The sequence below is a fragment of the Rathayibacter sp. AC182 genome (genome assembly GCF_979253875.1).
Window position 1 is genome coordinate 2,034,937 of the sequence record NZ_CEEDEK010000005.1, and the last position, 26,704, is coordinate 2,061,640.

The following is a 26,704-nucleotide window of genomic DNA, read 5'->3' on the forward strand; positions in this document are numbered from 1 at the left end:
CGTCAACATGCGGCAGGGGGCGGATCGCCCAGGACTCGGGGCGGACCGCTCAGCGCGGGGCGCGCAGCTCCCGGAGCGGTCCGCCGTGCAGCGGATCGTGCGCAGCGGGCGGTGAAGGTGCCCGCGGCGGCGCTCGAGCACGAGGTGCAGCCGGTGCGGAGTCTCGAAGAACAGCACGTCGACGAGCAGCTCGCCGCCGAGCGCGGCCGGCGCTCGCCGCGAGCACGCCCGTGGTCGTCCACTCCCCGGATCCCGGAGCGACGAGGAGCCGGTCTCGCCCTCGATCAGCGCGAGCGTCCATCCGCTCCGCTCCGCCGAGATCTCGGACCGGTGAGCGAGAGGACGTCGGAGTGGGAGGGCCGGAAGCGGCCGGGCGCGACATCGCGGCGACGGGCGCGAGCGGAGGCAGGCCGAGCGCTCCGGGACGTCTCGCGAGCGCCTGCTCCGCACCGCTCGGAACCGGCGAGCCCGAGGGCAGGAGCGCCGGCAGCAGGTGCTCCCAGGCGCGCGCCAGCAGCCTCGGTGTCGGTCGTCTGCCAGGTGATCGCGAGGACCGCGTCGTGCTCAGGCAGCGCGAGGCCGAACTGCCCGTAGGCGCCGTCGGCCCGGTACCCGTGGCTCGAGCGCCAGAACTGGAAGCCGTAGCCCTGCCTCCAGTCGGCGTTCCCCTCGGCGGGCGTCGGCACCTGCGCCGGTCGAGGCTTCCGCCACCCACGCGGGGTCGAGGAGCTGCTCGATCCCCGGCGCCCTCCTGCAGGTAGAGGCCGAGCGCCGCGGCGACCTCGGTCGTGGCGTGCAGCCCGCTGTAGCCGATCTCGCGGCCGGAGGCGTCGCGCGCGTCCAGGCGACCTCGCCGATGCCGAGCGGATCGAGCAGCCGCGGGCGGAGGAAGTCGACGAGCGACCCGCCGCTCACCCGCTGCACGATCGCGGCGGCCGCGGGTGCGGCTGGTTGTAGGCGAAGACGCTGCCGGGCTCCTCCTCGGGCGGCAGGAGCAGGAAGCCCCGGACCATGTCGACCGGATCGATCGCGCGCGCTCGGTCGATCGTCTCCTCGCGGTGCCCGCTGGCCATGCCGAGCACGTGACGGACGCGGATCGAGCGCGAGCGCGGATCCGTCACCTCGTCGTCGAGCTCGGAGAAGTACGAGAGCACGGTGGCGTCGAGGTCGACGAGGCCCTCGGCGACGGCCAGTGCGACGGCGGTCGCGGTGAAGCTCTTCGAGTAGGAGTAGAGGAGGTGCAGCCGCTCGGCGGTGTACGGCGCCCACCAGCCCTCGGCCACCACGCTGCCGCCGCGCACGAGGACGAAGCCGTGCGGCTCGATCTCCGGTGCCGCGTCGAGGGAGTCGATGAGGGCGAGGACGCCGGCGGCATCGACTCCGCGGGACGACGGTGAGCTTCTCGGCAGCGAGCGGTGCATCCCTCGATGCTACGGGCGCGATACGACGTCCTGCTCACCCGGACGTGCCGAGGTCGGCGGTGTGCGAGACCGGGTGGCTGGTGCACGATCCGCAGGGGATCCGAGCCGGCACGCGGATTCCTCCGCCGGACTCACCCCCGCGGGGCCGCATCTCCTGCGGATCGCACACCGCCCTGCAGATCGCACTCGGCCCTGCATTTCGTGCGGGGCCTCCGCGGGGAGTGGGCGACCCGGCCCTACGCCTCGGGACCCGGCGCCTCCGGGAGCGGCCCGAGGCCCGGGAGGAAGCGCAGCAGCACCTCGGCCGGCGCGCGGACCGCGGGGCCCAGGCCCAGCTCCCAGCCCGCGTCGGTGGCGGCGAGCGAGCGGCCCCGGATCGCCGCGCGGATCGGGAGCGGTGCACGCTGCATCCGCTCCATGGCGATCGCGCCCGAGACGCGGGGCGGCAGGTCGACGCCGGTGACGAGGCTCAGCTCGACGCGGACCACGTCGACCAGGTCGGCGATGCCACGGGATCCGGAGCCGGAGCGGCGGGCCGCGGCGAGGGCCGCGAGGGTGCCGGGGATCTCGGACGACAGGAGGGGTGCTCGCCTCGCGGGCGCCGACGCGAGGTGGCGAAGCGCTGCCCGGTGCTGCTCGGAAGCCGGACGACGAGCTCGCCGAGCACCGCGGAGGCGGGGACGGGAGAGGCGGGAGGCGGAGACGGCACCGGCCGCCTCGCCCTCCAGGAAGGAGGGGAGGCGGCCAGTGCTGCCAGGCGGTCGAGCCGATCGGCGACGAGCGGGCGCCAGTCGTTGCTGACCCCCGACTCGTCGACGTCGGGCCGAGCGCTCAGCGGGAGGAACCGCGACCAGTCGGGCACGGGACCCGATCAGCGTCCGCCGGCGCGGCGCTTGTTGTAGACGTCGAAGGCGACCGCGAGCAGGAGCACGAGGCCCTTGACCGCCTGCTGCCACTCGATGCCGATGCCCATGATCGACATGCCGTTGTTCAGGACGCCGATGATCAGACCGCCGAGGATCGCGCCGCCGATGGTGCCGACGCCGCCCTGGACCGCCGCGCCGCCGATGAAGGCGGCCGAGATGGCCTCGAGCTCGAAGCCGTCTCCGGCCTTCGGGCCCGCGAGGTTCAGGCGGGCGGTGAAGACGAGTCCGGCCAGCGCCGCGAGGACGCCCATGTTGACGAACAGCCAGAAGGTGACGTTGCGCGTCTTGATGCCCGAGAGCTCCGCGGCGTGCAGGTTGCCGCCGATGGCGTAGACGTGGCGGCCGAAGACCGAGCGGTTCATCACGACGCCGTAGACCAGCACCAGCACGGCCAGCACGATCAGGGTCACCGGGATGCCCTTGAAGGTGGAGAGCGCGAAGGCGAAGGCGCCGATGACGAGCGCGACGAGGACGAGCTTGGTGACGAACCAGGCGCCCGGCTCGACGCTCTGGTTGTACTTCTGGCGGCCGCGGCGGGTGCGCAGCGACTGCACGGCGAAGGCGATGATGGCCAGCGCGCCGACTCCGAGCGACAGCGGGTCGAGTGCGGTCTCGCCGAACAGGTCGGTGAGGAAGCCGTTGCCCAGCGCGCGGTACTCGATCGGGAACGAGCCGATGTTCGCGTTGCCGAGGACGACGAGCGCGAGACCGCGGAAGATCAGCATGCCCGCCAAGGTCACGATGAACGCGGGTATCCCCACGTACGCGATCCAGAAGCCCTGCCAGGCTCCGACCAGGGCGCCGATCGCCAGCGACAGCACGATCGAGGAGACCACCACGGGAGGCCCATGGTCACGGCGAAGACTCCGGAGACGGCTCCGACGAACGCGGCGACCGAGCCGACCGAGAGGTCGATGTGGCCGGCCACGATGACCATCACCATGCCGATGGCGAGGATCAGGATGTAGCCGTTCTGGACGATCAGGTTCGAGATGTTCTGCGGGCGCAGGAGGATCCCGTTGGTCATGATCTGGAACAGCAGCACCACCACGATGAGGGCGATGAAGATGCCGTTCTTGCCGAGGTCGCCCAGCACGTGGCTGAGGCGCTTCGTGAACGCGTTCTCGGTGGGGTTCACCGCGCACCCGCCGCAGTGGGCGGGGTGTTCTGCAGATCGGTCATCGTTGCTTCTCCTGGGTCATGAGGGTGAGGACCGCCTCGGGGGTCGCCTCGGCGATGGGCAGCTCGCCCGTGATGCGGCCTTCCGACAGCGCGTACACGCGGTCGCAGATGCCGAGGAGCTCAGGGAGCTCGGAGGAGATGACGATGATCCCCTTAGCCGCGGCCGCGAGCTTGTTGATGATGGTGTAGATCTCGTACTTCGCCCCACGTCGATGCCGCGGGTGGGCTCGTCGAGGATCAGGACGTCGGGGTCGGAGTAGATCCACTTCGACAGGACGACCTTCTGCTGGTTGCCGCCCGAGAGCTTGCCGGTCTTGGCGAGCACGGTCGGCGACTTGATGTTCATGCTGCCGCGGTACTCGTTGGCGACCTCGAACTCGCGGTTGTCGTCGACGAGTCCGCCCTTCGACACCTTCTCAGAGCGAGGCCAGCGAGATGTTCCGCTTGATGTCGTCGATGAGGTTGAGGCCGTAGTGCTTGCGGTCCTCCGTGGCGTAGGCGAGCCCGTGGGCGATCGCCTCCGACACGTTGCGCATCTTGATCTCCTTGCCGGCCTTGAAGACCTGGCCCGAGATGCGGCTGCCGTAGGAGCGGCCGAAGAGGCTCATCGCGAACTCGGTGCGCCCGGCGCCCATGAGGCCGGCGATGCCGACGATCTCGCCGCGGTGCACCGTGAGGTTCACCTTGTCGACCATGACGCGCGTCGGGTCCTGCGGGTGGTGGGCCGTCCAGTCCACGACGCGGAGGATCTCCTCGCCGATGTGCGGGGTGTGGTCCGGGTACCGGTGGTCGAGGTCGCGGCCGACCATGTCCTTGATGATCCGGTCCTCGGTCACGTCGTCGTGCGCGATCGTCTCGATCGTCTTGCCGTCGCGGATGACCGTGACGGTGTCCGCGATCTTCTTGATCTCGTTCAGCTTGTGGCTGATGATCAGCGACGTGATGCCCTGCTCCTTGAGGTGCAGGATCAGGTCGAGCAGGTGGTCCGAAGTCCTCGTCGTTGAGCGCCGCGGTGGGCTCGTCGAGGATGAGCAGCTTGACCCGCTTGGAGAGCGCCTTGGCGATCTCGACGAGCTGCTGCTTGCCGACTCCGATCTCCTGGATCTTCGTCGTCAGGTTCTCCTTCAGACCCACCCGGGCGAGCAGCGCGGCCGCCTCCTGGTTGGTCTTGTTCCAGTCGATCAGCCCCGCGAAGCCGCGGACCTCGTTGCCGAGGAAGATGTTCTCGGCGATCGAGAGGTAGGGGCTGAGGGCCAGCTCCTGGTGGATGATGACGATGCCCTTGGCCTCCGAGTCGCGGATGCTGCCGAACTGCATCACGTCGCCCTCGAAGACGATGTCGCCCTCGTACGTCCCGTGCGGGTAGACCCCGGACAGGACCTTCATCAGCGTCGACTTGCCGGCGCCGTTCTCGCCGCAGATCGCGTGCACCTCGCCGCGCGCGGCGTTCAGGTCACGTCCTGCAGCGCTTTGACGCCCGGGAACGTCTTGGTGATCCCGCGCATCTCGAGAATGTTGGTGCTCACTACGCCTCACTCCTTCAGGGAGCCGGGCCCCCTCTCGGGGACCCGGCTCGGATCTCTCAGTACCGACCCGCGCCCTCGGGCGCCGATCCGGTCACGGCCCCTCGGAGGAGGCCCGGCTCGCTTCCACCCCTCTTATAAGAGGAGTGACGCGTCAGCTCCTCCCACCGAGGGGCTCGTCCGGTTCCTCCGTCTGGAGGGCGTCCGGTGAGCTCCTCCTCTGGAGGGCTTTCGCGGTTCTCGGTGGGGTGAGCTGCAAGGCGGAGGAGGGCGCGATACCGGAGGTATCGCAACCGACGACAACGCCGCGGATCACCCCACCGAGGTTCGCGACTTAACCGTTGATTTCGGCGTCGGTGTAGTAGCCGCCGTCGACCAGGACCGACTCGATGTCGTCCTTGGTCACGATGACCGGCTCGAGCAGGTACGACGGGACGATCTTCTCGCCGTTGTCGTAGGTCTCGGTGTCGTTGACCTCGGGCTCGGAGCCCTCGAGGACGGCCTGCGCCATGAGCACGGCCTCCTTGGCGAGCTCGCGGGTGTCCTTGTAGATCGTGGCGTACTGCTCGCCCGAGATGATCGCCTTGACGGAGTCGAGCTCGGCGTCCTGACCGGTGATGACCGGGAAGTCGGTGCCCACGGTGTAGCCGGCGTCGGTGAGGGCCGAGATGATGCCGCGGCTCAGGCCGTCGTAGGGCGAGAGGACGCCCTGGACCTTGGATCCGTCGGAGTACGTCTTGGTCAGGATGTCCTCCATGCGGCTCTGGGCGACCTCGGGGTCCCAGCGCAGCGTGGCGACGGTGTTGAACTCGGTCTCGTCGCTCGCGACGACGAGGGTTCCGTCATCGAGGAAGGGCTTGAGGGTCTCCATCGCGCCGTTGAAGAAGAACGTGGCGTTGTTGTCGTCGGGGCTTCCGGCGAACAGCTCGATGTTGAACGGGCCGGCGGGCGCGTCGGCCACGGGGGCTCCGGTCAGGTCGGTGAGGCCCAGGCCCGCGAGGAGCGAGGTGGCCTGCTGCACGCCGACCTTGAAGTTGTCGAAGGTCGCGTAGTAGTCGACGTTCTCCGAGTCGCGGATCAGGCGGTCGTAGGCGATGACCGGGATGTCGTTCGCGGCCGCCTCCTCGAGCACGCTCGTGAGGGTGGTGCCGTCGATCGAGGCGACGATCAGGGCCTTGGCGCCCTTGGTGATCATGTTCTCGAGCTGCGAGACCTGGGTGGGGATGTCGTCCTCTGCGTACTGCAGGTCGACCTCGTAGCCGGCCTCCTCGAGCTGCGACTTGACGTTGTCGCCGTCGGCGATCCAGCGCTCGGAGGACTTCGTCGGCATCGCGACGCCGACGAGTCCGCCTTCGCCACCGCCTTCGCCGCTGCCCGAGTCGCCGCCGCTGGAGCAGGCCGCGAGGGAGAGGATCATCGCTCCGCCGGCGAGGCCGGCGAGGAGGGAGCGCTTCATAGTGGTCACTGTGATTCCTTCGTCATTGAATGCAGTGGGAGTGGCCGCTCCCGGGTGCGGGGCGGGATGTGAGCGCTCATGTGAGCGATCACATGGAGTGATGCTAGACCCGCGGATCGCTTTCGTGTAACCGGGTTTGTTGCGACTCGGTAACGGCGCGCCCGGAGGGACGCTCCGCGACGGTCACTCGTCGCAGGGTGCGGGCGGTGAGGTCGACCCGCGGACGACCAGCTGCGGGGCGATCGGAGGTGCCGACTCCGGCCGCTCGCCCTCGATCAGGCTCAGCAGCGTCGCCATGCAGCGGCGGCCGAGCTCCGCGAAGTCCTGGCGCACGCTGGTCAGCGGCGGCCAGTAGAACGCGGCCTCGGGGATGTCGTCGTAGCCGATGACGCTGACGTCCTCCGGCACGCGGATGCCGCGCTCGTGGAACGCGCTCAGCAGACCCAGCGCCATCTGGTCGTTCGCCGCGAAGACGGCCGTGAAGTCGAGGAAGCGCGAGAGCTCGAGTCCGACGCGGTGGCCGCGCTCGGCGCTCCAGTCGCCCAGCAGCGGCGGCCTCATCGCCACGTTCGGTCGTCGAGCTCGGCGAGGAACCCGCGCATCCGCGCCTCCGCCTCGATCCAGTCCTGGGGGCCGGCGAGGTGCACGATCTCGGTGTGGCCGAGGTCGATCAGGTGCGCGGTCGCCAGGCGGGCCCCCGCCATCTGGTCGACGTAGAGCGCGTCGTCGCGCGAATCGTCCGAGGTCTGCAGGGTCACGTGCGGGATGCGCAGGGCGGCTCCGGACAGGATGTCGAAGACCCGGATCTGCGGCGCGATGACCACGAGACCCTCGACGGCCTGGTTCAGCAGGTGGCGGATCCCGGCCTGGATCGACTCGCCGTCGGTGCCGTCGACGTTGGCCGTGACGACGAGGTAGCCGGCGTCCCGGGCGGCCACCTCGATCGCCTGGATGCTCGAGGCGGGCCCGTACTGCAGGCTCTGCGAGGAGAGCACCCCGATGGTCCTGGTGCGGCTGGTGACCAGTGCCCGCGCGGCGAGGTTGGGGCGGTAGTCGAGCTCGGCCATCACCTCGAGGACGCGCCGCTTGGTCTCGGCGCGCAGGCTCGGGTGGTCGTTCAGGACGCGCGAGACGGTCTGGTGCGACACCCCGGCGGCGCGCGCGACGTCGTAGATGCTGGGAGCCCGGGGCGCGGGCTTGTCTTCCGGCATCGGGGCACCGTGGCTCTCTGTGATCGGGCGGCGCCCTCTCGCAGGGACCGTCCGAGCCCGCGTCAGCGCGGGACCCGCCCGTCCGCGGGCGCGTGTGAGCACACCTTACGTCGCTCGGGGCCCCGGAGTGCTCGCCCGCAGGACCACGGAGGTCGCCACGGGGTCGGCGGGGGCGTCGTCGTCGCCCAGCGCGACGGCCAGCGAGCGCTCGCCGAGCTCGCGCAGCGGGACGGCCACGGTGGTGAGCGCGGGATGCACGTCGCGCACCGTCGGGATGTCGTCGAACCCGGCGACCCCGACGTCGACTCCGGGTTCCAGGCCCGCTTCGCGCAGGGCGGAGGAGACCCCCATCGCCATCACGTCGCTGACGGCGAAGACGAGGTCGATCTCGTCGCGGTGCGCGGCGAGGAGCGCCCGCGCGCCGTCGAAGCCGCCGTCGCGCGAGAACGGCGCCTCGACGACGAGCTCGTCGGCGAGCGAGAGGCCGTGGGCCTCGAGGCCCTCGCGGAACCCCTGGACGCGGTCGTGGGAGGTGAGGATCGCGGGGCTGCCCGAGACCACTCCGAAGCGCCGGTAGCCCTGCTCGACGAGCGCCTCGGCCAGCGCTCGCGCGCCCGCGCGGTTGTCGAGCACCACGGTGGGGAAGGGCAGGCCGCCCTGGCTGATCAGCACGACGCGGCCGCCCGCGTCCTCGAAGGAGCGCAGCTCGGCGACGAGGGCCTCGCGCTCGTCCTCGCCGGCGAAGCGGCTGCCGGCCAGGATCATGACGCGAGGCCTCGCACCACGCAGCGCGCGCACGACGGCGAGCTCGCGGGCCGGGTCGCGGCCGGTGACGGCCATCGTGACGACGAGCCCGAGCTCCTCCGCCGCGCCGGCGACCCCCGAGGCGATGGTCGAGAAGTACGGGTCGGCGATGTCGCTGACGATGAGGGCGACCGTGCTGGTCGAGCCCTTCGCGACGGCCTGGGCCGAGAGGTTGGGGGAGTAGCCGAGCCGCTGCGCCGCCGCGAGGACGCGGACGCGGTACTCCTCGGCGACCTTGCGCTGACTGCCGTTGAGCGATCGGGAGGCGGTGGCGAGCGAGACGCCGGCCTCGCGCGCGACGTCGTGGAGGGTCACTCCGGAGCTGCGTCCTGATCGTGCCGGCACGGGCGCGTCCCTTCGGTCCCGGACATTCTGGCACAGGGGGTGCGCGCGGGACCGGAGCGGTGGCCGTGCGCCGAGGGAACCCCGGACCGTCGAGACCGCCCGGTGCGGCGGGCTCCCTCGACGGTCCGGGGTTCCCCGGATGCGCGGCGGGTAGCGTGGACGGATGCGCCTGATCCTCATCCGCCACGGCCAGACGCCCTCGAACGTCGCCGGGCTCCTCGACACCCGCATCCCCGGCCCCGGGCTCACGGAGCTCGGGCGCACGCAGGCCGAGCTGCTCCCCGAGACGCTCGCGGGCGAGGGGATCGGCGCGATCTACGTCTCGACGATGCGCCGCACGCACGAGACGGCGGCTCCGCTCGCGGCCGCCCTCGGGCTCGAGCCGATCGAGCGCGACGGGATCCGCGAGATCGCGGCGGCCGGTCTCGGGATGCGCGGCGACGAGGCGGCGGTGACCGAGTACATGGACACCGTGTTCCGCTGGGCGGGCGGCGAGACGGGGCTGCAGCTGGCGGGCGGCGAGACGGGCGAGGAGTTCGCGGCGCGGTACGACTCCGTCGTCGCCGAGGCCGAGGCCTCGGGCCTTCGAACGGTCGCGCTGGTCAGCCACGGCGCCGCGATCCGCGGCTGGGCCGGGCTGCGGGCGAAGGACCTCGACGCCCGGTTCATCGCCGATCATCTGCTCGACAACACGGGCGTCGTGGTGCTCGAGGAGGCGGCTCGAACTGGGTGCTCGAGTCGTGGCAGGGCGAGCCCGTGAGCGGAGTCGGAGCGGCTGCCCCGTCCGGTCCGGCGGGGGACACGACGGCCTGATACGAGAGTGACGGTCGGTTTTCCGGAGATGGTCGCGTAACGATCGTGCAACGACAGGGAATGCCTGTTGATCAGGAGTTCTCCGCGCTCGGCGTCCCTGCTGAGGGATGCCGCGACCCCCTCTCGAATAGTCGGACATTTGCCGGATCGGGGCTCCGCGGCTACCGTGGACGGCGGTCTTCGAGACCCCGATGAACCGGTCCGCGCCCGTGCCCCGTCCCCCGTGACGGCGAGCCGCGAGCGTACGGTCAGCGGGAGCGGAGGCGGCCCCGAGGCCGCCTCGGACTCACCCCGATCGCCTCCGTCCCCCGGCCGCTCCCCGCGGCGGGCAGCACGCGGAGGCCCGCGTCCGGGCGGTCCCACGCGCCCCGACCCGGCACCACGAGATGACAGAGCGCGGGATCCGTCCTGCGCCCCGACGGAGCGTACGTGCAGCAGAACCAGAACGACATCAGCGAGCCCGCGGGCGGAGGGGTCCTGGAGGACCTCGCCGTTCCCGTCCTCGAAGCGAGAGGCCTCTTCAAGGTCTTCGGCAGGCGTCCCGCGGAGGTGGTCGAGCGGCTGCGGGCGGGTGCCGATCGCGGCGACCTCGCCTCCTCCGGGACCGCGGCCGTGATCGACGCCTCGTTCGCGGTGCGCCGCGGCGAGATCTTCGTCGTGATGGGCCTCTCGGGCTCGGGCAAGTCCACGCTCATCCGCATGCTGAACGGCCTCCAGGAGCCGTCGGCGGGCGAGGTCCTGATCGACGGATCGAGCATCACGGGGGTGTCCGACGCCGAGCTGCGGCGCGTCCGCCGCGCCTCCGTCTCGATGGTGTTCCAGCACTTCGCGCTGCTGCCGCACCGCACGGTGCTCGAGAACGTCGCCTACCCGCTCGAGATCCAGGGCGTGCCGGCGGCCGAGCGGCGCGAGCGCGCACTGCTCGCCGTCGAGCGCGCCGGACTCGCCGGCTGGCACGAGAAGACGCCCGGCGAGCTCTCCGGAGGCATGCGCCAGCGCGTCGGACTCGCCCGCGCCCTGGCCGCCGATACCGGCATCGTCCTGATGGACGAGGCGTTCTCGGCGCTCGACCCGCTCATCCGGCGCGAGATGCAGGAGCAGCTGATCGAGCTGCAGCAGGAGCTCGGGAAGACGATCGTCTTCATCACGCACGACCTCAACGAGGCGATGCTCCTCGGCGACCGGATCGCGGTCATGCGCGACGGCCGCATCGTGCAGATCGGCACTCCGGAGGAGATCCTCACCGATCCGGCGACCGACTACGTCGCGCAGTTCGTGCAGGACGTCGACCGCGCCCGCGTGCTGACCGCGGCCGCCGTGATGGAGCCGCCCCGCTCCGTCGTCACCCTCGCCGCCGGACCGCGTGCGGCGCTGCGCGGAATGCGCGACCTGCAGACCTCGGCGGCCTTCGTCGTCGGGACCGGCCGCCGACTCCTGGGCACCGTGCGCGACCGCGACGTGATGGAGCAGGTGCGCCGCAGCGACTCCGACCTCGCGGCCGTCGTCACCTCGGACGTGGTCACCGTGTCGCCGGACACCCCGCTCAGCGAGATCATCGAGCCCGCCGTCGAGTCGGAGCTGCCCGTCGCGGTGGTCGACGGGAGCGGACGCCTGCTCGGCGCGATCCCGCGCGTCACGCTCCTGGCCGCGCTGGGCGACGTCGACCCGCGCACCGGCGAGCAGCCGGTGATCGAGCCGCCCGCGACGATCCCGACCGAGATCGTCACGGCGACGCTGCGCGCCACGGGCGGCCCCGTCGACGACGCGGTCCTCGCGAGCGATGGAGGCGTCCGATGATCCGCCTGCCTCTGGGCGACGCCGTCGAGAGCGGCATCGACGCCCTGACGAGCACCTTCCAGCCCGTCTTCGACGTGATCAGGACCGTCTTCGGAGCACTCTACGACGGCGTGGACGTCGTGCTCGCCACTCCGCCGTTCTGGGTGATCATCGCGTTCCTCGCGGTGCTCGCCTACGCCGCGCGCGGCTGGGGCCTCGCGATCGGCACCGCGGTGGGGCTGCTGGTCGTCGTGAGCGTGGACCAGTGGGAGAACGCGATGGACTCGCTCGCGCTGGTGCTCGTCGCCTCCGTGATCGCCATCGCCCTGAGCGTGCCGCTGGGCGTGCTCGCCGCGCGCAACCGGACGGCGTCGACGATCATCCGCCCGGTCCTCGATCTGATGCAGACGATGCCGGCGTTCGTGTACCTGATCCCGGCGCTGATCTTCTTCCGCGTCGGAGTCGTGCCGGGCATCGTCGCGACCATCGTGTTCGCGATGGCGCCGGGAGTGCGCCTGACCGAGCTGGGGATCCGGGGCGTCGACCCCGAGCTCGTCGAGGCGGGCGAGGCGTTCGGCTCGTCCAAGTGGCGGATCCTGCGCCAGATCCAGCTGCCGCTGGCGCTGCCCTCGATCCTCGCCGGGCTGAACCAGGTGATCATGCTCGCGCTCTCGATGGTCGTCATCGCGGGCATCGTCGGCGCGGGCGGCCTGGGCGGCGACGTCGTCGCGAGCCTCAACCGGATCGACGTGGCGCTGGGCTTCGAGGCGGGCATCTCGGTGGTGATCCTCGCGATCGTGCTGGACCGGATGACGGGGGCGCTGGGGAAGCCCTCGCCCGCGCGAGCCGCCCGGGCCGGGAACCGCCGCGCCGTCGTGCTCACCCGCTCCGCCGTCGCCGCGGTGTCGGTCGCGGTCGTCGCCTCCCTCGGCGCGTCGGCCGTCGCCGGGCCGGCGAGCACCGCCTCCGTCGACAACGGCGACCGCACCGACGTGAGCCTGGCCGTCTTCCAGGGCTGGGACGAGGGCATCGCCGTGTCGGCGCTCTGGGGCGCGGTGCTCGAGGAGCAGGGCTACGACGTCGAGCTCTCGGACATCGACGTGGCGCCGGGCTTCGCAGGGCTCGCCGCCGGGAGCTTCGACCTGGCGCTGGACACCTGGCTGCCGACGACCCACGGCAGCTACCTCGAGCGCTACGGCGACGACCTCGTCGACCTGGGCGCGTGGAACGACGAGGCGAAGCTGACCATCGCGGTGAACGAGGACGCTCCGATCGACACGCTCGAGGAGCTCGCCGCGAATCCGGACGTCGTCGGGAACCGCCTCGTCGGCATCGAGCCGGGGTCGGGGCTGAACGCCGTCACGACCGAGGAGGTCATCCCCGGGTACGGCCTCGAGGGGATGGAGTACCTGACGTCGTCGACGCCGGCGATGCTGCAGGAGCTCGAGACCGCGACGGCGAACGGCGAGGACATCGCCGTGACGCTCTGGCGCCCGCACTGGGCGTACGACGCGTTCCCGGTGAAGGACCTCGAGGACCCGGAGGGGCTGCTCGGCGAGGCGGAGGACATCCACTCGTTCGGCTCGAGCTCGTTCGAGAGCGACTTCCCGACGCTGAGCAGCTGGATGCGCGACTTCCGGATGGACTCCGAGACGCTCTACTCGCTCGAGAACGCGCTGTTCAACGACGGCGCCGACGACCGCGACGCGGCGCTCGCGGCCTGGATGGACGAGAACCGCGGGTACGTCGATTCGATGACGAGCTGACCTCGACTGCTCCCGCGAGATGCCGCTCCGGTACGCGACACGCCGTCGAAGGCGTACCGGAACGGCATCTCGCGGACGGCGTCAGGCGCGGGCCGCCGCGTACTGCGCGCGGATCGCGGGGCGGTGGTCGGCCGCCGGCTCGGCGACCGAGGTGACCTCCCACTCCGGGCGCGAACCCGTGAGTGCCCACGCGGCCTGCGCGGCGGCGCCGTCAGCCACGTACTCGCCGGGGGTCGGCACCACGACGGGAACGTCGAACACCTGCGAGGCGGCCAGCTGCACGGCGCGGTTCTGCGCCGCTCCGCCGATCAGGAGGATGCGGTGCGCGACCACTCCGAGTCCGCGCACCGCGTCGAGGCCGTCGGCCAGTCCGCAGAGCATGCCCTCGATCGCCGCGCGGGCGAGGTTCGGCCGCGTGGTCGAGGCGATGGTCATGCCGTGCAGGCTCGCGGTCGCGTCGGGCAGGTTCGGGGTGCGCTCGCCCTCGAAGTAGGGAACGAGGACGAGTCCGTCGGCACCCGGCTCCGCCTGCAGCGCGAGGTCGGCGAACTCGTCGAAGCCGGCGCCGAGCAGGGCGGCGGTCGAGGACAGCACGCGGGCGGCGTTGAGCGTCGCGACGAGCGGCAGGAATCGGCCGCTCGCGTCGGCGAAGCCGGCGACGGTCCCGGAGGGGTCGCGCACCGGGTCCTCGGTCACCGCGAAGACGGTGCCGCTGGTGCCGATGCTGACCACGACGTCGCCGGGCCCTGCGCCGAGCCCGAGCGCGGCGCCCGCATTGTCGCCGGCGCCGGGACCGACGACGAGGCCCTGGGCCGTCCGGCCCGCCTCCTCCGACGGCCCGAGCACGCGGGGGAGTGCCGGGCGGTGGCCGAGCGCGTGCTCGAGCAGCTCGAGGTCGTAGCCGTCGGCGCCCCAGTAGGAGGTGCCGGAGGCGTCCGAGCGGTCGGTCGTCAGCGCGTCGAGATCGACTCCGCGGGGCGATCCCGGGCCGAAGCCGAGCAGGCGCCAGGTCAGCCAGTCGTGGGGGAGGGCCACTGCTGCGACGCGCGCCGCGTTCTCCGGTTCGGCCTCGCGGAGCCAGCGGAGCTTCGTGGCGGTGAAGGAGGCGACGGGCACGGTGCCGGTGCGGCGCGCCCACTCCTCGGCGCCGAGCTCGGCGACCAGCGCCTCGGCGGCACCGGCGCTGCGGGTGTCGTTCCAGAGCAGTGCGGGGCGGATCACCTCACCGTCGGCGTCGAGCACGACCATGCCGTGCTGCTGCCCGCCGATGGAGATGGCGGCGACGTCGGCGAGTCCACCGGCGTCCGTGATCGCCTCGGTCAGAGCGTCCCACCAGGCCGAGGGGTGCACCTCGGTGCCGTCGGGGTGGCTCGCGCGGCCGGTGCGGACGACCGCTCCGCTCTCGAGGTCGCGCACGACCACCTTGCAGCTCTGGGTCGACGAGTCGACTCCTGCGACCAGCGTCATCGCCGTGTCCGTTCCTCCCGCAGCAGCGGGATGCGTCTTCGTGGGGGTACGAGGGGAACGGACGAGACCCCGTGCCGCAGGGCCGGGGTCTCGTCCGTCAGGGGAGTGCCGGGCGGGTCAGCGGGCGCCGAGCAGGTGCTCGGTCGCGAGCTGCTGCAGGCGCACGAAGCCGAAGCCCTTGCCGCCGAGGTAGGCGTCGGCGTCGAACGACTCGTACGACGCGGTGTCGGCGAGCAGGTCGTCGTACGACTCGCCCTCGTTCAGCGTCGGGGTCTGCAGCTCGGCGACCTTGGCGGCGGCCAGCGCCTCCTGCACCTCGGGGTCGGCGCGGAAGGCCGCGGCGCGCTCCTTCAGCAGCAGGTAGGTGCGCATGTTCGCGGCGGCCGAGTCCCAGACTCCGGTCTCGTCCTCGGTGCGCGAGGGCTTGTAGTCGAAGTGGCGCGGGCCGTCGTAGGAGGGGACTCCGCCGGGGCCGCCGTTCTCGAGGAGGTCGACGAGCGAGAACGCGTTGTGCAGGTCGCCGTGACCGAAGACGAGGTCCTGGTCGTACTTGATGCCGCGCTGGCCGTTGAGGTCGATGTGGAAGAGCTTGCCGTGGTACAGCGCCTGGGCGATGCCGGCGGTGAAGTTCAGGCCCGCCATCTGCTCGTGGCCGACCTCGGGGTTCACGCCGACGAGCTCGGGGCGCTCGAGCGAGTCGATGAACGCGATCGCGTGTCCGAGCGTCGGCAGGAGGATGTCGCCGCGGGGCTCGTTCGGCTTGGGCTCGATGGCGAAGCGGATGTCGTAGCCCTTGTCGGTGACGTAGTCGCCGAGCAGGTTGACGGCCTCGCGGTAGCGCTCGAGAGCGGCGCGGATGTCCTTCGCGGAGTCGTACTCGGCGCCCTCGCGGCCGCCCCACATGACGAAGGTCTGCGCGCCCAGCTCGGCGGCGAGGTCGATGTTGCGGAGGACCTTGCGCAGCGCGAAGCGGCGCACGTCGCGGTCGTTGGAGGTGAATCCGCCGTCCTTGAAGACCGGGGCGCTGAAGAGATTGGTGGTGACCATCGGCACGACGAGACCGGTCGACTCGAGCGCGCCCTTGAGGCGGTCGATCTGGGTCTGGCGCTCGGCGTCGGTCGAGCCGAACGCGAAGAGGTCGTCGTCGTGGAAGGTGAGGCCGTAGGCGCCCAGCTCGTCCAGCTTCTCGACGGCGTGCACCACATCGAGGGGCTCGCGGGTCGGGCCGCCGAAGGGGTCCGTGCCGTTGTAGCCGATGGTCCAGAGGCCGAACGAGAACTTGTCGGCGCGGGTGGGGGTCAGGGACATGGATCCGATCCTTTCCGGCGACGTCGCCGAATTGTTGTTGAGGCCAACATATCGGGGGCGGCGGCTGCGCGCAATGCGGATCGAGTGTCTCCGCGTCGACATCCGCCGGATATGTCGCGGGTCGCGACAAACCTGTTGCGGAAGCGCTTCGACTCTGCGTACAGTGCTCAGCAGCACAGCCCCGTCGAAGCGTTTCGAGCATCGGAGGGGTCCGACGACGAGGTCCGGCAGGAGGAACGATGGCGACCATCCACGACGTCGCCCGCGCTGCCGGGGTCTCGATCAGCACGGTGTCCTACGCCCTCTCGGGCAAGCGCTCCATCGCCGCCACGACCCGTCAGCGGGTCGACGAGGCCGTGCGCGAGCTCGGCTACCGGCCGCACGCCGGAGCCCGGATGCTGGCCGGGGCCCGCACGCACATCCTGGCCCTCTCGGCGCCGATGCGCGGCGAGCTGCACCTGCCCACCCACATGCGCTTCGTGACCGAGGTGCTCGAGCGGGCCCGCGAGTCCGACTACGACGTGCTGCTGCTCGTCACCGACGAAGCGTCCAGCGGCATCGGCCGCGTCTCCTCCTCCTCCCTCGTCGACGGCATCGTGCTCATGGGCGTCGACGACGACGACGACCGCGCCGCGCTCATCCGCGATGCCGGGGTGCCGGCGACCTTCATCGGCGTCCCCTCCGACGCCCACGACCTGGCCTGCGTCGACCTCGACTTCGCGGAGGCGGCGCGGAGGAGCGTCCGCACGCTCGCCGAGCAGGGCCACCGCTCTCTCGGGCTCATCGAGCACCCGCAGTCGTACACCGACCGCAACGCCGGCTTCGTGCGCCGCTTCGACGACGCGTTCCGAGCGGAGTGCGACGCGCTCGGCCTCGAGGTCGTCGTCGAGCGCCCGCACCTCGGCCGAGCCAGCGCCGCGTCCGCCGTCGACGCGATCCTCGATCCCCCCTCGCCCCGACCGCGCTCGTCCTGCACTGCAACGAGCCCGTCGCGGAGGCCGCCGTCGAGCGCGTGCTCGAGCGCGGCCTCTCCGTCCCCGGGGACCTCTCGGTCCTCGCCGCCTGCGCGAGCTACGACGGGGCGGCGCTGCCGGTCCCGGTCAGCTCGTTCCCCCTGCCGTTCGACGCGATGTGCCGTGCGGCCGTCGGTCGCACTCTGCAGCAGATCGAGTCCGGACGCACCGTCGGAGTCGATCTCCTCCCGCCCCACTACGTCGACCGCGGCTCCATCGCGCTCGCGGCGATCCGCGCCCCTGCGCCGATCGCCTCCTGACGCCCCTCCCTCCACTTCCTGCTCCTGCTTCTCGTCGGCCGATCGTCGAAACGCTTCGACGCTCGTCCGATCGGAGAGCGCTCCACCACCCATCCACGCAGTCACAGCCCAGCGGCACCGTCCGAAGGAGAACACCCGCTATGTCGCCTCGTCCCCGCACCGCCTTCCACCGCCCCACCGCCGCCGCGGTCGGCTCGCTCAGCCGCCGCGGCCTGATCGCCGGAGGCGTCGGCATCGGCGCGATCTTCGCGCTCGCCGCCTGCTCCGGAGGAGGATCCGACGCCGGATCCGACGCCCTCGCCACCGAGGTCGACGGCGCCGGCCGCACCCTCACCATGTGGGACTTCGAGACCCCCGACAGCGACCGCGGCATCGCCTGGCTCGCCGCCCGCGACATCTTCACGAAGGAGACGGGAGCCCAGATCGCCTACGAGTTCAAGGCGTTCGAGCAGCTGCGCACCGGCGCCAGCCAGATCTTCAACTCCAACTCGGCCCCCGACGTCGTCGAGTACAACAAGGGCAACGCGACCAGCGGACTGCTCTCGAGCCAGGGGCTGCTCACGAACCTCGACGAGGCCGTCGAGTTCTACGGCTGGGACAAGCTCGTCCCGGGAGCCCTCCAGACGACCGCCAAGTACGACGAGGACGGCATCATGGGCTCCGGCTCCTGGTACGGCATCCCGAACTACGGCGAGTTCACCTTCGTCTACTACAACCAGGACGTCTTCGCGGCGAACGGCATCGAGGTGCCGACGACGTACGACGAGTTCATCGCGGTGCTCGACGCCTTCGTGGCCAAGGGCATCACCCCGCTCGCCGAGGCCGGGGCCGAGTACCCGCTGCAGCAGCTCTTCTACCAGCTCGCGCTGCTGAAGGCCGACCGCCAGTGGATCACCGACTACCAGACCTACACGGGCGAGGTCGACTTCTCGGACGCCGCGTGGTCCTACGCCGCCGACCAGCTCCAGGAGTACGTCGACAAGGGCTACATCTCGCCGGACGCCTCCGGGCTCAAGGCCGAGGACGCGGGCACCGCCTTCATCTCGGGCGAGTACCCGATCTTCTTCTCGGGCTCGTGGTGGTTCGGCCGCTTCAAGACCGAGATCACCGGCTTCGAGTGGAACACCTTCCTCTTCCCGGGCGCCGAGTTCACGATGGGCTCCGCCGGCAACCACTGGGTCATCCCCGAGACGGCGAAGAACAAGGACCTCGCCTACAAGTGGATCGACATCACGATGCGTCCCGAGATCCAGAACCTGATCGGGAACAACGGAGGCATCCCGCTGGTCGTCGACGAGTCGGCGATCACGGACGAGAAGAGCAAGGAGCTGCTGTCGCAGTGGAAGACGGTCGTCGACGGCGACCAGCTCTCCTTCTACCCCGACTGGCCCACCGCGACCTTCTACGACGACCTCGTGGCCGCGACGCAGGAGCTGCTCAACAAGTCGACGTCGACCGACGAGATGCTGTCGCAGCTCCAGGAGAAGTACGACGACGGCGTCGACGACATCAAGTGACGCGCAGCGTCACCTGAAGGCGGCCAGCCCCGCGCCCACAGGCGCGGAATGACCGCGGAAGCCTCGACAACGCGACGGCGACCCTCAATGGGGTCGCATGAAGCTCCGCTGAGCTTCGCGCCTCCTCCCGCGAGACGCCACTCCGGTACACGACACGCCGTCGGACCCGTACCGGAGTGGCATCTCGCGGCCCCTCCCGCACGCCGCCCCGCACACCCCTCTAGGAGTACCCATGACGACGACCGCACCGCGTCGCGCGGAGAGCGCGCCACCGCCTCCGGCCGCGAAGCCCCCGCGCGAGAAGCGCTCGAGCGGCTACTGGCTCTACCTGATCCCGGGCTTCGTGCTCTTCGCGTTCATCGTGCTGATCCCGCTCGTCTGGAACGTCTACATCAGCTTCACCTCGTGGCGCGGCATCAAGCCGCCGATCTTCATCGGCCTCGAGAACTGGGTCGAGCTGATGGGCGACGACCAGTTCTGGACGTCGTTCCTCAACTCCGTCTACATGATCATCGCCATGGTGATCGTGCCCACGATCCTCGGCCTCCTGCTCGCCGCGATCCTGTTCGACCTGGTCGGCAAGAAGTTCGGCGGCAAGCTCGCGAGCTTCCTCCGCGCCACCTACTACCTCCCGCAGATCCTCCCCACGGTGATCGCGGCCATCGTCATCGGCTGGATCCTCCGCCCCGACAACGGCGCGCTCAACTCGATCCTCGAGGCCGTCGGACTCGGCTCGCTCTCGCACGACTGGCTGGGCAAGCCGGACACCGCGATGCTCTCGATCATGGTCGTGATGATCTGGGTCCAGCTGGGCTACCCGGTCGTCATCTTCATGGCGGCGCTGCAGCGCGTGGATCCCGAGCTCTACGAGGCGGCGGAGCTCGACGGCGCGAACTGGTTCCAGCGCTTCCGCTGGATCACCGTGTCGATCATCCGCCCCGAGATCTTCGTGGTCACCCTCACCTGCACGATCGCCGCGCTGAAGGTCTTCGGACCGATCTACGCGCTGACCCGCGGCGGTCCCGGCGACTCGACGATCGTGCCGAGCTACTACTCCTACACCGAGTTCTTCCAGAAGCAGCAGGTGGGCTACGGCGCCACCATCGCGACCGCGCTCACGATCGTCATCGTGATCCTGGCCGTGCTGTTCATCCGCGCCCAGGAGCGCGTCGAGCGCAGCGAAGGAGCCCGCTGATGTCGGCCATCGAGACCCTGCCCCTCACCCAGGCGGGCACCGCGGACAGCGACCTGACCACGTCGCGCCGCGCGCCCAAGCCCGCCAAGGGCACGACCAAGCGCACGATCGGCGACTGGGCGATCCTCGTGGTCGCGATCGTCATCGGCCTCGTGATCATCAGCCCGGTGCTGCTGATCCTGCTCAACTCGTTCAAGACGCCGGCCGAGTACTCCGCCGGCGGCCCGCTCGCGTTCCCGACCGGCCTCTCCTTCGACGGCCTGTCGACCTTCTGGGAGCGGGTGAACTTCCCCGAGAAGCTCGGCAACTCGATCCTCATCTCGGGATCGGTCGCGATCCTCGCAGTCGCGCTCTCGGTCCTGAACGCCTACGCGATCGGCATCGGCCGCGTGAAGGGCCGCAGCTGGATCATCGTGCTGTTCCTGCTGGCGAACATGCTGCCGCAGGAGGCCCTGCTCTACCCGCTGTACTACATGTTCAAGGCGGTCGGGATCTACGACAGCCAGCTGTCCGTGATCATCATCTTCACGGTCATCCAGTCGGCCTTCGGCACGTACCTGCTCTCGAGCGTCTACGGCACGTTCCCGAAGGAGATCCTCGAGGCCGCGGCGCTGGACGGCGCGTCGAAGTGGCAGGTGCTCACCCGGGTGATCGTGCCGATCTCGCGGCCGACCCTCTCGGTGCTGATGATCTTCTTCTTCATCTGGACCTGGAACGAGTTCCTCATCCCCCTGGTGTTCCTCGTGAGCGACGCGACGCAGACCGTCCCGATCGCGATCTCGAGCCTCCAGGGCGACAAGATCATGGACGTCACGACGACCAGTGCGAGCGCCCTGCTGGGCCTGCTCCCGACGCTGATCTTCTTCCTGATCTTCCAGCGCACGCTGACCCGCGGCATCACCGCCGGCGCGGTCAAGTAGCACCACCTCCGCGAGCGGGGGCCTCTCCGGCCCCTGCTCCGCGGCGCCCGCACTCCGCACGACGCACGACCACCAGAGAGGCACACGCATGAAGTTCACCGACGGGTTCTGGCAGACGAGGGCCGGATTCACCGCCCTGTTCGCGCAGGAGGCGTACGACATCCGCGCCACCGGCTCCGCGCTGGAGGTGATCGCGCCGACGAAGGTCATCCAGGGTCGGGGCGACGTGCTCAACCGCCCGGCCCTCACCGTCACGGTCTCCTCGCCCGCCGAGGGCGTGGCGAAGGTGCGCATCGAGCACTGGCGCGGCACCGCCACCCGTCCGGGCTTCGCGCTGGCCGAGGGATCGGTGGGCGAGGCGAGCGTCACGGAGGCGGGCGGAGTGCTCCGCACGGGCGACCTCGAGGTCCGCGTCGCGCAGGGCGCACCCTGGTCGCTGGAGTTCTGGGACACCGCGACCGGCACCCGTCTCACCGGCTCCGGCCACAAGTCCCAGGGCTATCTGACGGGGCCCGACGGCGACCCGTACGTGCACGAGCAGCTCGACCTCGGCGTCGGCGAGCTCGTCTACGGTCTCGGCGAGCGCTTCGGACCGTTCGTGAAGAACGGCCAGACCGTCGACGTCTGGAACGCCGACGGCGGCACCTCCTCGGAGCAGGCCTACAAGAACGTCCCCTTCTACCTCTCCAACCGCGGCTACGGCGTGCTCGTCAACGACCCCGGGCTCGTCTCGTTCGAGATCGGCTCGGAGTCGGTCGAGCGCGTGCAGTTCTCGGTCGGCGGCGAGGCGTTGGAGTACCTGGTGATCCAGGGCCCGACGAAGAAGGACGTGCTGCGCCGCTACACGGGGCTCGCCGGCCGCCCCTCCGTCGTGCCCGCGTGGAGCTACGGCCTCTGGCTGACCACGAGCTTCACGACGAGCTACGACGAGGACACCGTCAACTCCTTCATCGACGGCTTCGCCGAGCGCGAGCTGCCGCTGTCGGCCTTCCACTTCGACTGCTTCTGGATGCGCGAGTTCCAGTGGACCGACCTCGAGTGGGACTCCCGGACCTTCCCCGATCCCGAGGGCATGCTCGCCCGCCTGCACGACCAGGGCCTGAAGACCTGCGTCTGGATCAACCCCTACATCGCCCAGGCCTCGCCGCTCTTCGCGGAGGGCCGCGAGAAGGGCTACCTGCTGAAGACGACGTCGGGTGACGTCTGGCAGTGGGACCTCTGGGTGGCCGGCATGGCGCTGGTCGACTTCACGAACCCGGAGGCGACGCGCTGGTTCCAGGACAAGCTGCGCGTCCTCGTGCGCCAGGGCGTCGACTCCTTCAAGACCGACTTCGGCGAGCGGATCCCGGCCGAGGGCGTGGTCTGGGCCGACGGCACCGACCCGGAGGCGATGCACAACTGGTACACCCAGCTCTACAACCTCGCGGTGCACCAGGTGCTCGTCGAGGAGCTGGGGGAGGGACGCGCGACTCTCTTCGCCCGCAGCGCCACGGTCGGCGGGCAGGCCCTCCCGGTCCACTGGGGTGGCGACAACACGTCGTCCTACGTGTCGATGGCCGAGACCCTCCGCGGCGGCCTGTCGCTCGCGCTCGGCGGGTTCGGCTTCTGGGCCCACGACATCGGCGGCTTCGAGGGCACGCCCGACCCGGGCGTCTTCAAGCGCTGGTTGGCCTTCGGACTGCTCTCCTCGCACTCCCGACTGCACGGCTCGACCTCGGTGCGCGTGCCCTGGGAGTTCGGCGACGAGGCCGTCGACATCACCCGTCGCTTCACCGAGCTCAAGCTCTCGCTGATGCCGTACCTGTACGCGGCGGGGGCGGAGGCGGCCCGCGAGGGGATCCCGGTGATGCGGCCGATGACGCTCGAGTTCGAGGACGACCGGAACGCCTCTCACCTGGACACGCAGTACATGCTCGGCCACGACCTGCTGGTCGCCCCGGTGTTCACCGCCGACGGCTCGGTCGAGTTCTACCTGCCCCGCGGCCGCTGGACCAGCTGGTGGACCGGCGAGACCACCGACTCGACGGGGAGTGGCGCCGCGAGGTGCACGGCTTCGACACCCTGCCGCTCTACGTGCGCGAGGGGGCGGTGGTGCCGGTGGGCTCCCGGACCGACGTGGCCGAGTACGACTACCTCGACGGGCTGGAGCTCCGGGTGTTCCCGGGAGGCGACGGCGTGCGCGAGGTGCGCGTCGTGGCGCACGACTCCGGCGACGAGACGGTCTTCACCGTCAGCCGCTCGGGCGCCGACGTGAGCGTCGACGGGCCAGAGGGCAGCTGGACCTGGAGCCGCGCGGGGGCGTGAGCCTGCGGACTGTCGGCTGAGAGGAGGGGATATCGCCTGACAGCGGTCATCCCCTCCTCTCAGCTGACGATGCGCGCGGCCGACGGCTGCGATGCGCGCGGCGGGGGTGCCGAGAGCCGCCGATAGGCTGATGCGAGACCAGAGGAGACCGCGGAATGCCCGATCACGCGACGCGCGGCAACACTCTCGACCGGGTCCGACGCCACAACCTGGCCGCGATCCTGCGCCTCGTGCACCGCGGCGGCCCCCGCTCGCGCTCGCAGCTGACGCGGGCCACCGGGCTCAACCGGTCCACGATCGCCGCGCTCGTGGGCGAGCTGGTGGAGCTGGGCATCGTGCGCGAGCGCGATCCCGACACGCTCAATCAAGTGGGGCGGCCGAGCCCGATCGTCGAGGCCGACCCGCGGGTGGTCGCTTTCGCCGTGAACCCAGAGATCGACGCCGTGACGGTCGCCGTGGTCGGCTTCGACGCCGAGGTGCGCCGCCGCCTCCGCCGCACCGCGATCGTGCCGACCGCCGAGGCGGCGGCCGCGCTCGCCGCGGACGCGATCGCCGAGCTGCGCGCCGAGCTGCCCGCCGACGCCCGGACGGTCGGCATCGGAGTTGCGGTTCCCGGCCTCGTCCGCGACGCCGACGGTCTCGTCCGCACCGGCCCGCACCTGGGCTGGAGCGACGAGCCGTTCTCGCGGATGCTCGCCGACGCGACCGGACTGCCCGTCCTCTCGGCCAACGACGCCAACCTCGGTGCGCTGGCCGAGAGCGTGCTCGGCGCCGGCCGCGACGTCTCGCACCTGATCTACCTCAACGGCGGCGCGAGCGGCGTCGGCGCCGGCGTGATCGTCGGAGGCGCCCCGCTGCACGGCATCGACGGCTACGCGGGCGAGATCGGCCACACCCTCGTCAACAGCGCGGGGGTCGACTGCCACTGCGGCGCCGTCGGCTGCCTCGAGACCGAGGTCGGCCGCGCCGAGCTGCTGCGCGTGCTGGGCCTGGAGGAGAGCGAGCGGCTGGAGGAGGCGCTCGCCGCCTCCGACGACCCGGCCGTCCGCGCCGAGGTCGAGCGCCAGCTCGGCCACCTCGCGGTGGCGCTGCGCAACGTCGTCAACATCTTCAACCCGCAGCTGGTCGTGCTCGGCGGGTTCCTCGGCGCCCTCGTCGGCGTGGCGCCGGGGTTCCTCGAGGAGCGCCTGACGCACGGCGGGCCGTTCCGGGTGGCGCTGGACTCCGTCCGCATCGCGCGCACCGAGCTCGGCGGCGACCTGCTGATGATCGGAGCGGCCGAGCTGGCGTTCGAGCACCTGCTCGCCAATCCGCTGGCCGCGCCGCTGCATCCGCTCGGCCCGTGACGGCCGGGGCTTGGGCAGGGTGGCGGTAAGCGTTTACCCTGCTGGAGAACCACCGGGACCGGGCACCACCGTCGGCGCCCCGGCCCGCACCACCGCTGCGGCGGTCGAAGGAGAGAGCACATGCCCGTTCGCTACGGAGGCGACTACAACCCCGAGCAGTGGCCGAAGGAGGTGTGGCCCGAGGACGTGACACTGATGAACCGCGCCGGCGTGAATCTCGCGACGGTGGGCGTCTTCTCGTGGGCGCACCTGGAGCCGCGCGACGGCGAGTTCGACTTCGCCTGGCTCGACGAGGTCCTCGACGGCCTGCACACCGGCGGCGTGCGCGTCGACCTCGCCACCGCCACCGCGTCCCCGCCGCCGTGGCTGAGCCACGAGCACCCCGAGATGCTGCCCGTCACCGCCGACGGAGTGGTCCTCGGAGTCGGCTCGCGCCAGCAGTACGCGCCGTCCTCGCCCGTCTACCGCCGCTACGCCGCGCGCCTGGTGCGCAAGCTGGCCGAGCGCTACGCCGGCCACCCCGCGCTCGAGATGTGGCACATCGGCAACGAGTACGGCTGCCACGTCTCGCACGACTACTCCGAGTCGGCGGTCCTCGCGTTCCGCGAGTGGCTGAGCGCGAAGTACGGCAGCATCGAGGCGCTCAACGAGGCCTGGGGCACCGCCTTCTGGTCGCAGCGCTACTCGAGCTTCGAGGAGGTGCGGCCTCCCGCGGCGATGCCGACGCTGCCCAACCCGACCCAGCGCCTGGACTTCGACCGCTTCTCCTCCCGCCAGCTGCTCGAGTGCTACCTGGCCGAGAAGGAGATCCTGCGCGAGTACTCGCCCGAGACTCCGATCACCACGAACTTCATGGGGCTCTTCAAGCCCGTCGACTACTGGGCCTGGGCCCCGCACGTCGACGTCGTGTCCGACGACCTCTACCCCGATCCCGCCGACCCGGAGGCGCCCTTCACCGCCGCGGTCGCGCGAGACCTCATGCGCTCGCTCGGCGAGGGCCGCCCGTGGCTGCTGATGGAGCAGGCCACCAGCGCCGTCAACTGGCGCCGCAGCAACGCGCCGAAGAAGCCCGGGCAGATGCGCGCCTGGAGCTACCAGGTGCTGGGCCGCGGAGCCGACGGCATCCTCTTCTTCCAGTGGCGGCAGTCGCGCGCCGGCGCCGAGAAGTTCCACTCGGGGCTCGTGCCGCACGGCGGCCCCGAGACCCGCGTGTTCCGCGAGGTCGAGGAGCTGGGCGCCGAGCTCGGCCGCCTCGACGAGATCCTCGGGACCGAGGTGGAGTCCCGCGTCGCGATCGTCTTCGACTGGGACAGCTGGTGGTCGATCGAGCAGGACGCGACTCCGGGAGCGATCGACTACGCCGCGCACGTCACCGCGTGGCACCGCGAGTTCACCCGCCGTCACGTCACGGTCGACTTCGTGCGCGCCTCCGGGCCGTTCGACGGCTACGACCTCGTCGTCGCGCCCGCACTCTTCGCGGCCCGGGCCGAGGATCTGGCCGGCCTCGCCGCGTACGCGGAGGGCGGCGGGCACCTCGTCACGACGTTCCAGAGCGGCATCACCGACGAGGACGCGCACATCACCGAGGGCGGCTACCTCGGCGCGCTGCAGTCGACGCTCGGCGTGCGCGTCGAGGAGTTCGCTCCGCTCGCCTCCGCCGACGCCTTCTCGGACGAGCTGCCCGACTCGACGGTCACCGGTTCGCTGGAGGGCGTCGTCACCCGCTGGCGCGAGTACCTGCACGCCGAGGGCGCCGAGGTGCTCGCGCGCTTCACCGACGACCTCGACGGCTGGCCGGCGATCACGCGGCGCGAGACGACCGGCGGCGGATCCGCCTGGTACGTCGCCACCTGGCCCGCGCCCGAGCTCCTGGGCACCGTCGTCGAGCGCGCGCTCGCCGACGCGGGCGTGGAGGGCGTCGTCGCCGAGCCGATCGAGGGAGTGGAGCTCGTGCGCCGCGGCGCGCTCGTCTTCGCGATCAACCACGGCCGCTCCGACGCCGTCGTGCCGATCGCAGGAGTCGACGTGCTGTCCGGCGAGCGCGCCGACTCCGTCACGCTGGCACCCCAGGGGGTCGCACTGCTGCGGGTCGGATGAGAGCGCTCACGGCGTCGAGCCCCGTCGATCACGTCCCCGGATGAACTGATAGTC

The 26,704-nt window shown here is 71.0% G+C and carries 19 protein-coding genes and 4 pseudogenes; 11 read left to right on the forward strand and 12 right to left on the reverse strand.

Features of this window, described 5'->3' with window-relative positions; genetic code table 11:
* Positions 1–49 precede the first annotated feature (49 nt).
* From AC0CII_RS22790 to AC0CII_RS22835, 10 genes and pseudogenes are all read right to left on the reverse strand, one after another.
* A complete protein-coding gene (locus tag AC0CII_RS22790) occupies positions 50–301 on the reverse strand; it encodes a hypothetical protein (protein WP_465230711.1) in 252 nt (83 codons plus the stop codon).
* The gene (locus tag AC0CII_RS22795; RefSeq protein WP_465230712.1) at positions 285–686 is read right to left on the reverse strand and encodes a hypothetical protein; all 402 of its coding nucleotides are present in this window, start codon (positions 684–686) and stop codon (positions 285–287) included. Before AC0CII_RS22795 ends, AC0CII_RS22790 begins: the two co-directional genes overlap by 17 nt.
* A gap of 225 nt (positions 687–911) precedes the next feature.
* A complete protein-coding gene (locus AC0CII_RS22800; RefSeq protein ID WP_465230713.1) occupies positions 912–1,421 on the reverse strand; it encodes a serine hydrolase in 510 nt (169 codons plus the stop codon).
* 236 nt (positions 1,422–1,657) lie between these two features.
* Positions 1,658–2,377 carry a hypothetical protein gene (locus tag AC0CII_RS22805; protein WP_465230714.1) on the reverse strand — a complete coding sequence of 240 codons (720 nt, stop codon included), beginning with the start codon at positions 2,375–2,377 and terminating at the stop codon, positions 1,658–1,660.
* Positions 2,293–3,186, reverse strand: coding sequence for an ABC transporter permease subunit (locus tag AC0CII_RS22810; protein WP_465230715.1), 894 nt, complete (start codon positions 3,184–3,186; stop codon positions 2,293–2,295). Before AC0CII_RS22810 ends, AC0CII_RS22805 begins: the two co-directional genes overlap by 85 nt.
* Complete coding sequence (locus AC0CII_RS22815; protein ID WP_465230716.1) at positions 3,084–3,485, reverse strand: hypothetical protein; 402 nt, start codon at positions 3,483–3,485, stop codon at positions 3,084–3,086. Before AC0CII_RS22815 ends, AC0CII_RS22810 begins: the two co-directional genes overlap by 103 nt.
* A 40-nt stretch (positions 3,486–3,525) precedes the next feature.
* Positions 3,526–5,055, reverse strand: a pseudogene (gene mmsA / locus AC0CII_RS22820) (multiple monosaccharide ABC transporter ATP-binding protein).
* A 331-nt stretch (positions 5,056–5,386) separates the two neighbouring features.
* Positions 5,387–6,508 carry a multiple monosaccharide ABC transporter substrate-binding protein gene (gene chvE, locus AC0CII_RS22825; protein WP_242683162.1) on the reverse strand — a complete coding sequence of 374 codons (1,122 nt, stop codon included), beginning with the start codon at positions 6,506–6,508 and terminating at the stop codon, positions 5,387–5,389.
* 183 nt (positions 6,509–6,691) lie between these two features.
* Positions 6,692–7,719 (reverse strand): annotated as a pseudogene (locus AC0CII_RS22830) (LacI family DNA-binding transcriptional regulator).
* Positions 7,720–7,824: 105 nt separating this feature from the next.
* A complete protein-coding gene (locus AC0CII_RS22835) occupies positions 7,825–8,838 on the reverse strand; it encodes a LacI family DNA-binding transcriptional regulator (protein ID WP_465226350.1) in 1,014 nt (337 codons plus the stop codon).
* 193 nt (positions 8,839–9,031) lie between these two features.
* Between AC0CII_RS22835 and AC0CII_RS22840 the strand changes: the two genes are divergently transcribed.
* The 3 genes from AC0CII_RS22840 to AC0CII_RS22850 all read left to right on the forward strand — a co-directional run bounded on the left by AC0CII_RS22840 (position 9,032) and on the right by AC0CII_RS22850 (position 13,223).
* Entirely contained in the window at positions 9,032–9,628 is a 597-nt protein-coding gene (locus tag AC0CII_RS22840; RefSeq protein WP_465230717.1) for a histidine phosphatase family protein, read from the forward strand.
* Between the two features lie 482 nt (positions 9,629–10,110).
* The gene (locus AC0CII_RS22845; RefSeq protein WP_465226348.1) at positions 10,111–11,478 is read left to right on the forward strand and encodes a quaternary amine ABC transporter ATP-binding protein; all 1,368 of its coding nucleotides are present in this window, start codon (positions 10,111–10,113) and stop codon (positions 11,476–11,478) included.
* Entirely contained in the window at positions 11,475–13,223 is a 1,749-nt protein-coding gene (locus AC0CII_RS22850; protein ID WP_465226347.1) for an ABC transporter permease/substrate binding protein, read from the forward strand. The genes AC0CII_RS22845 and AC0CII_RS22850 overlap by 4 nt, the downstream gene beginning before the upstream one ends.
* An 81-nt stretch (positions 13,224–13,304) precedes the next feature.
* Here AC0CII_RS22850 and xylB read toward each other — a convergent pair whose 3' ends face one another.
* On the reverse strand, positions 13,305–14,690 hold the full coding sequence (gene xylB / locus AC0CII_RS22855) for a xylulokinase (protein ID WP_465226346.1): 1,386 nt from the start codon (positions 14,688–14,690) through the stop codon (positions 13,305–13,307).
* A gap of 117 nt (positions 14,691–14,807) precedes the next feature.
* On the reverse strand, positions 14,808–15,998 hold the full coding sequence (xylA, locus tag AC0CII_RS22860; protein WP_055791178.1) for a xylose isomerase: 1,191 nt from the start codon (positions 15,996–15,998) through the stop codon (positions 14,808–14,810).
* A 239-nt stretch (positions 15,999–16,237) separates the two neighbouring features.
* Here xylA and AC0CII_RS22865 point away from each other — a divergent pair.
* From AC0CII_RS22865 to AC0CII_RS22900, 8 genes and pseudogenes are all read left to right on the forward strand, one after another.
* Positions 16,238–16,318, forward strand: a pseudogene (locus AC0CII_RS22865) (LacI family DNA-binding transcriptional regulator); the annotation flags it as partial.
* Positions 16,319–16,698: 380 nt separating this feature from the next.
* Positions 16,699–17,271, forward strand: coding sequence for a substrate-binding domain-containing protein (locus tag AC0CII_RS22870; protein WP_465231066.1), 573 nt, complete (start codon positions 16,699–16,701; stop codon positions 17,269–17,271).
* A 140-nt stretch (positions 17,272–17,411) separates the two neighbouring features.
* Positions 17,412–18,788 (forward strand): ABC transporter substrate-binding protein, encoded by a 1,377-nt coding sequence (locus tag AC0CII_RS22875; RefSeq protein ID WP_465226344.1) that lies wholly within the window; start codon positions 17,412–17,414, stop codon positions 18,786–18,788.
* A gap of 232 nt (positions 18,789–19,020) precedes the next feature.
* Positions 19,021–19,983, forward strand: coding sequence for a carbohydrate ABC transporter permease (locus AC0CII_RS22880; protein WP_207405234.1), 963 nt, complete (start codon positions 19,021–19,023; stop codon positions 19,981–19,983).
* Positions 19,983–20,903 carry a carbohydrate ABC transporter permease gene (locus AC0CII_RS22885; protein ID WP_465226343.1) on the forward strand — a complete coding sequence of 307 codons (921 nt, stop codon included), beginning with the start codon at positions 19,983–19,985 and terminating at the stop codon, positions 20,901–20,903. The genes AC0CII_RS22880 and AC0CII_RS22885 overlap by 1 nt, the downstream gene beginning before the upstream one ends.
* Positions 20,904–20,991: 88 nt before the next feature.
* A pseudogene (gene yicI, locus AC0CII_RS22890) lies at positions 20,992–23,207 on the forward strand (alpha-xylosidase).
* Positions 23,208–23,362: 155 nt separating this feature from the next.
* The gene (locus AC0CII_RS22895; protein WP_207405240.1) at positions 23,363–24,553 is read left to right on the forward strand and encodes an ROK family transcriptional regulator; all 1,191 of its coding nucleotides are present in this window, start codon (positions 23,363–23,365) and stop codon (positions 24,551–24,553) included.
* Positions 24,554–24,673: 120 nt separating this feature from the next.
* Entirely contained in the window at positions 24,674–26,650 is a 1,977-nt protein-coding gene (locus AC0CII_RS22900) for a beta-galactosidase (RefSeq protein ID WP_465226341.1), read from the forward strand.
* The last annotated feature ends 54 nt before the right edge of the window (positions 26,651–26,704 follow it).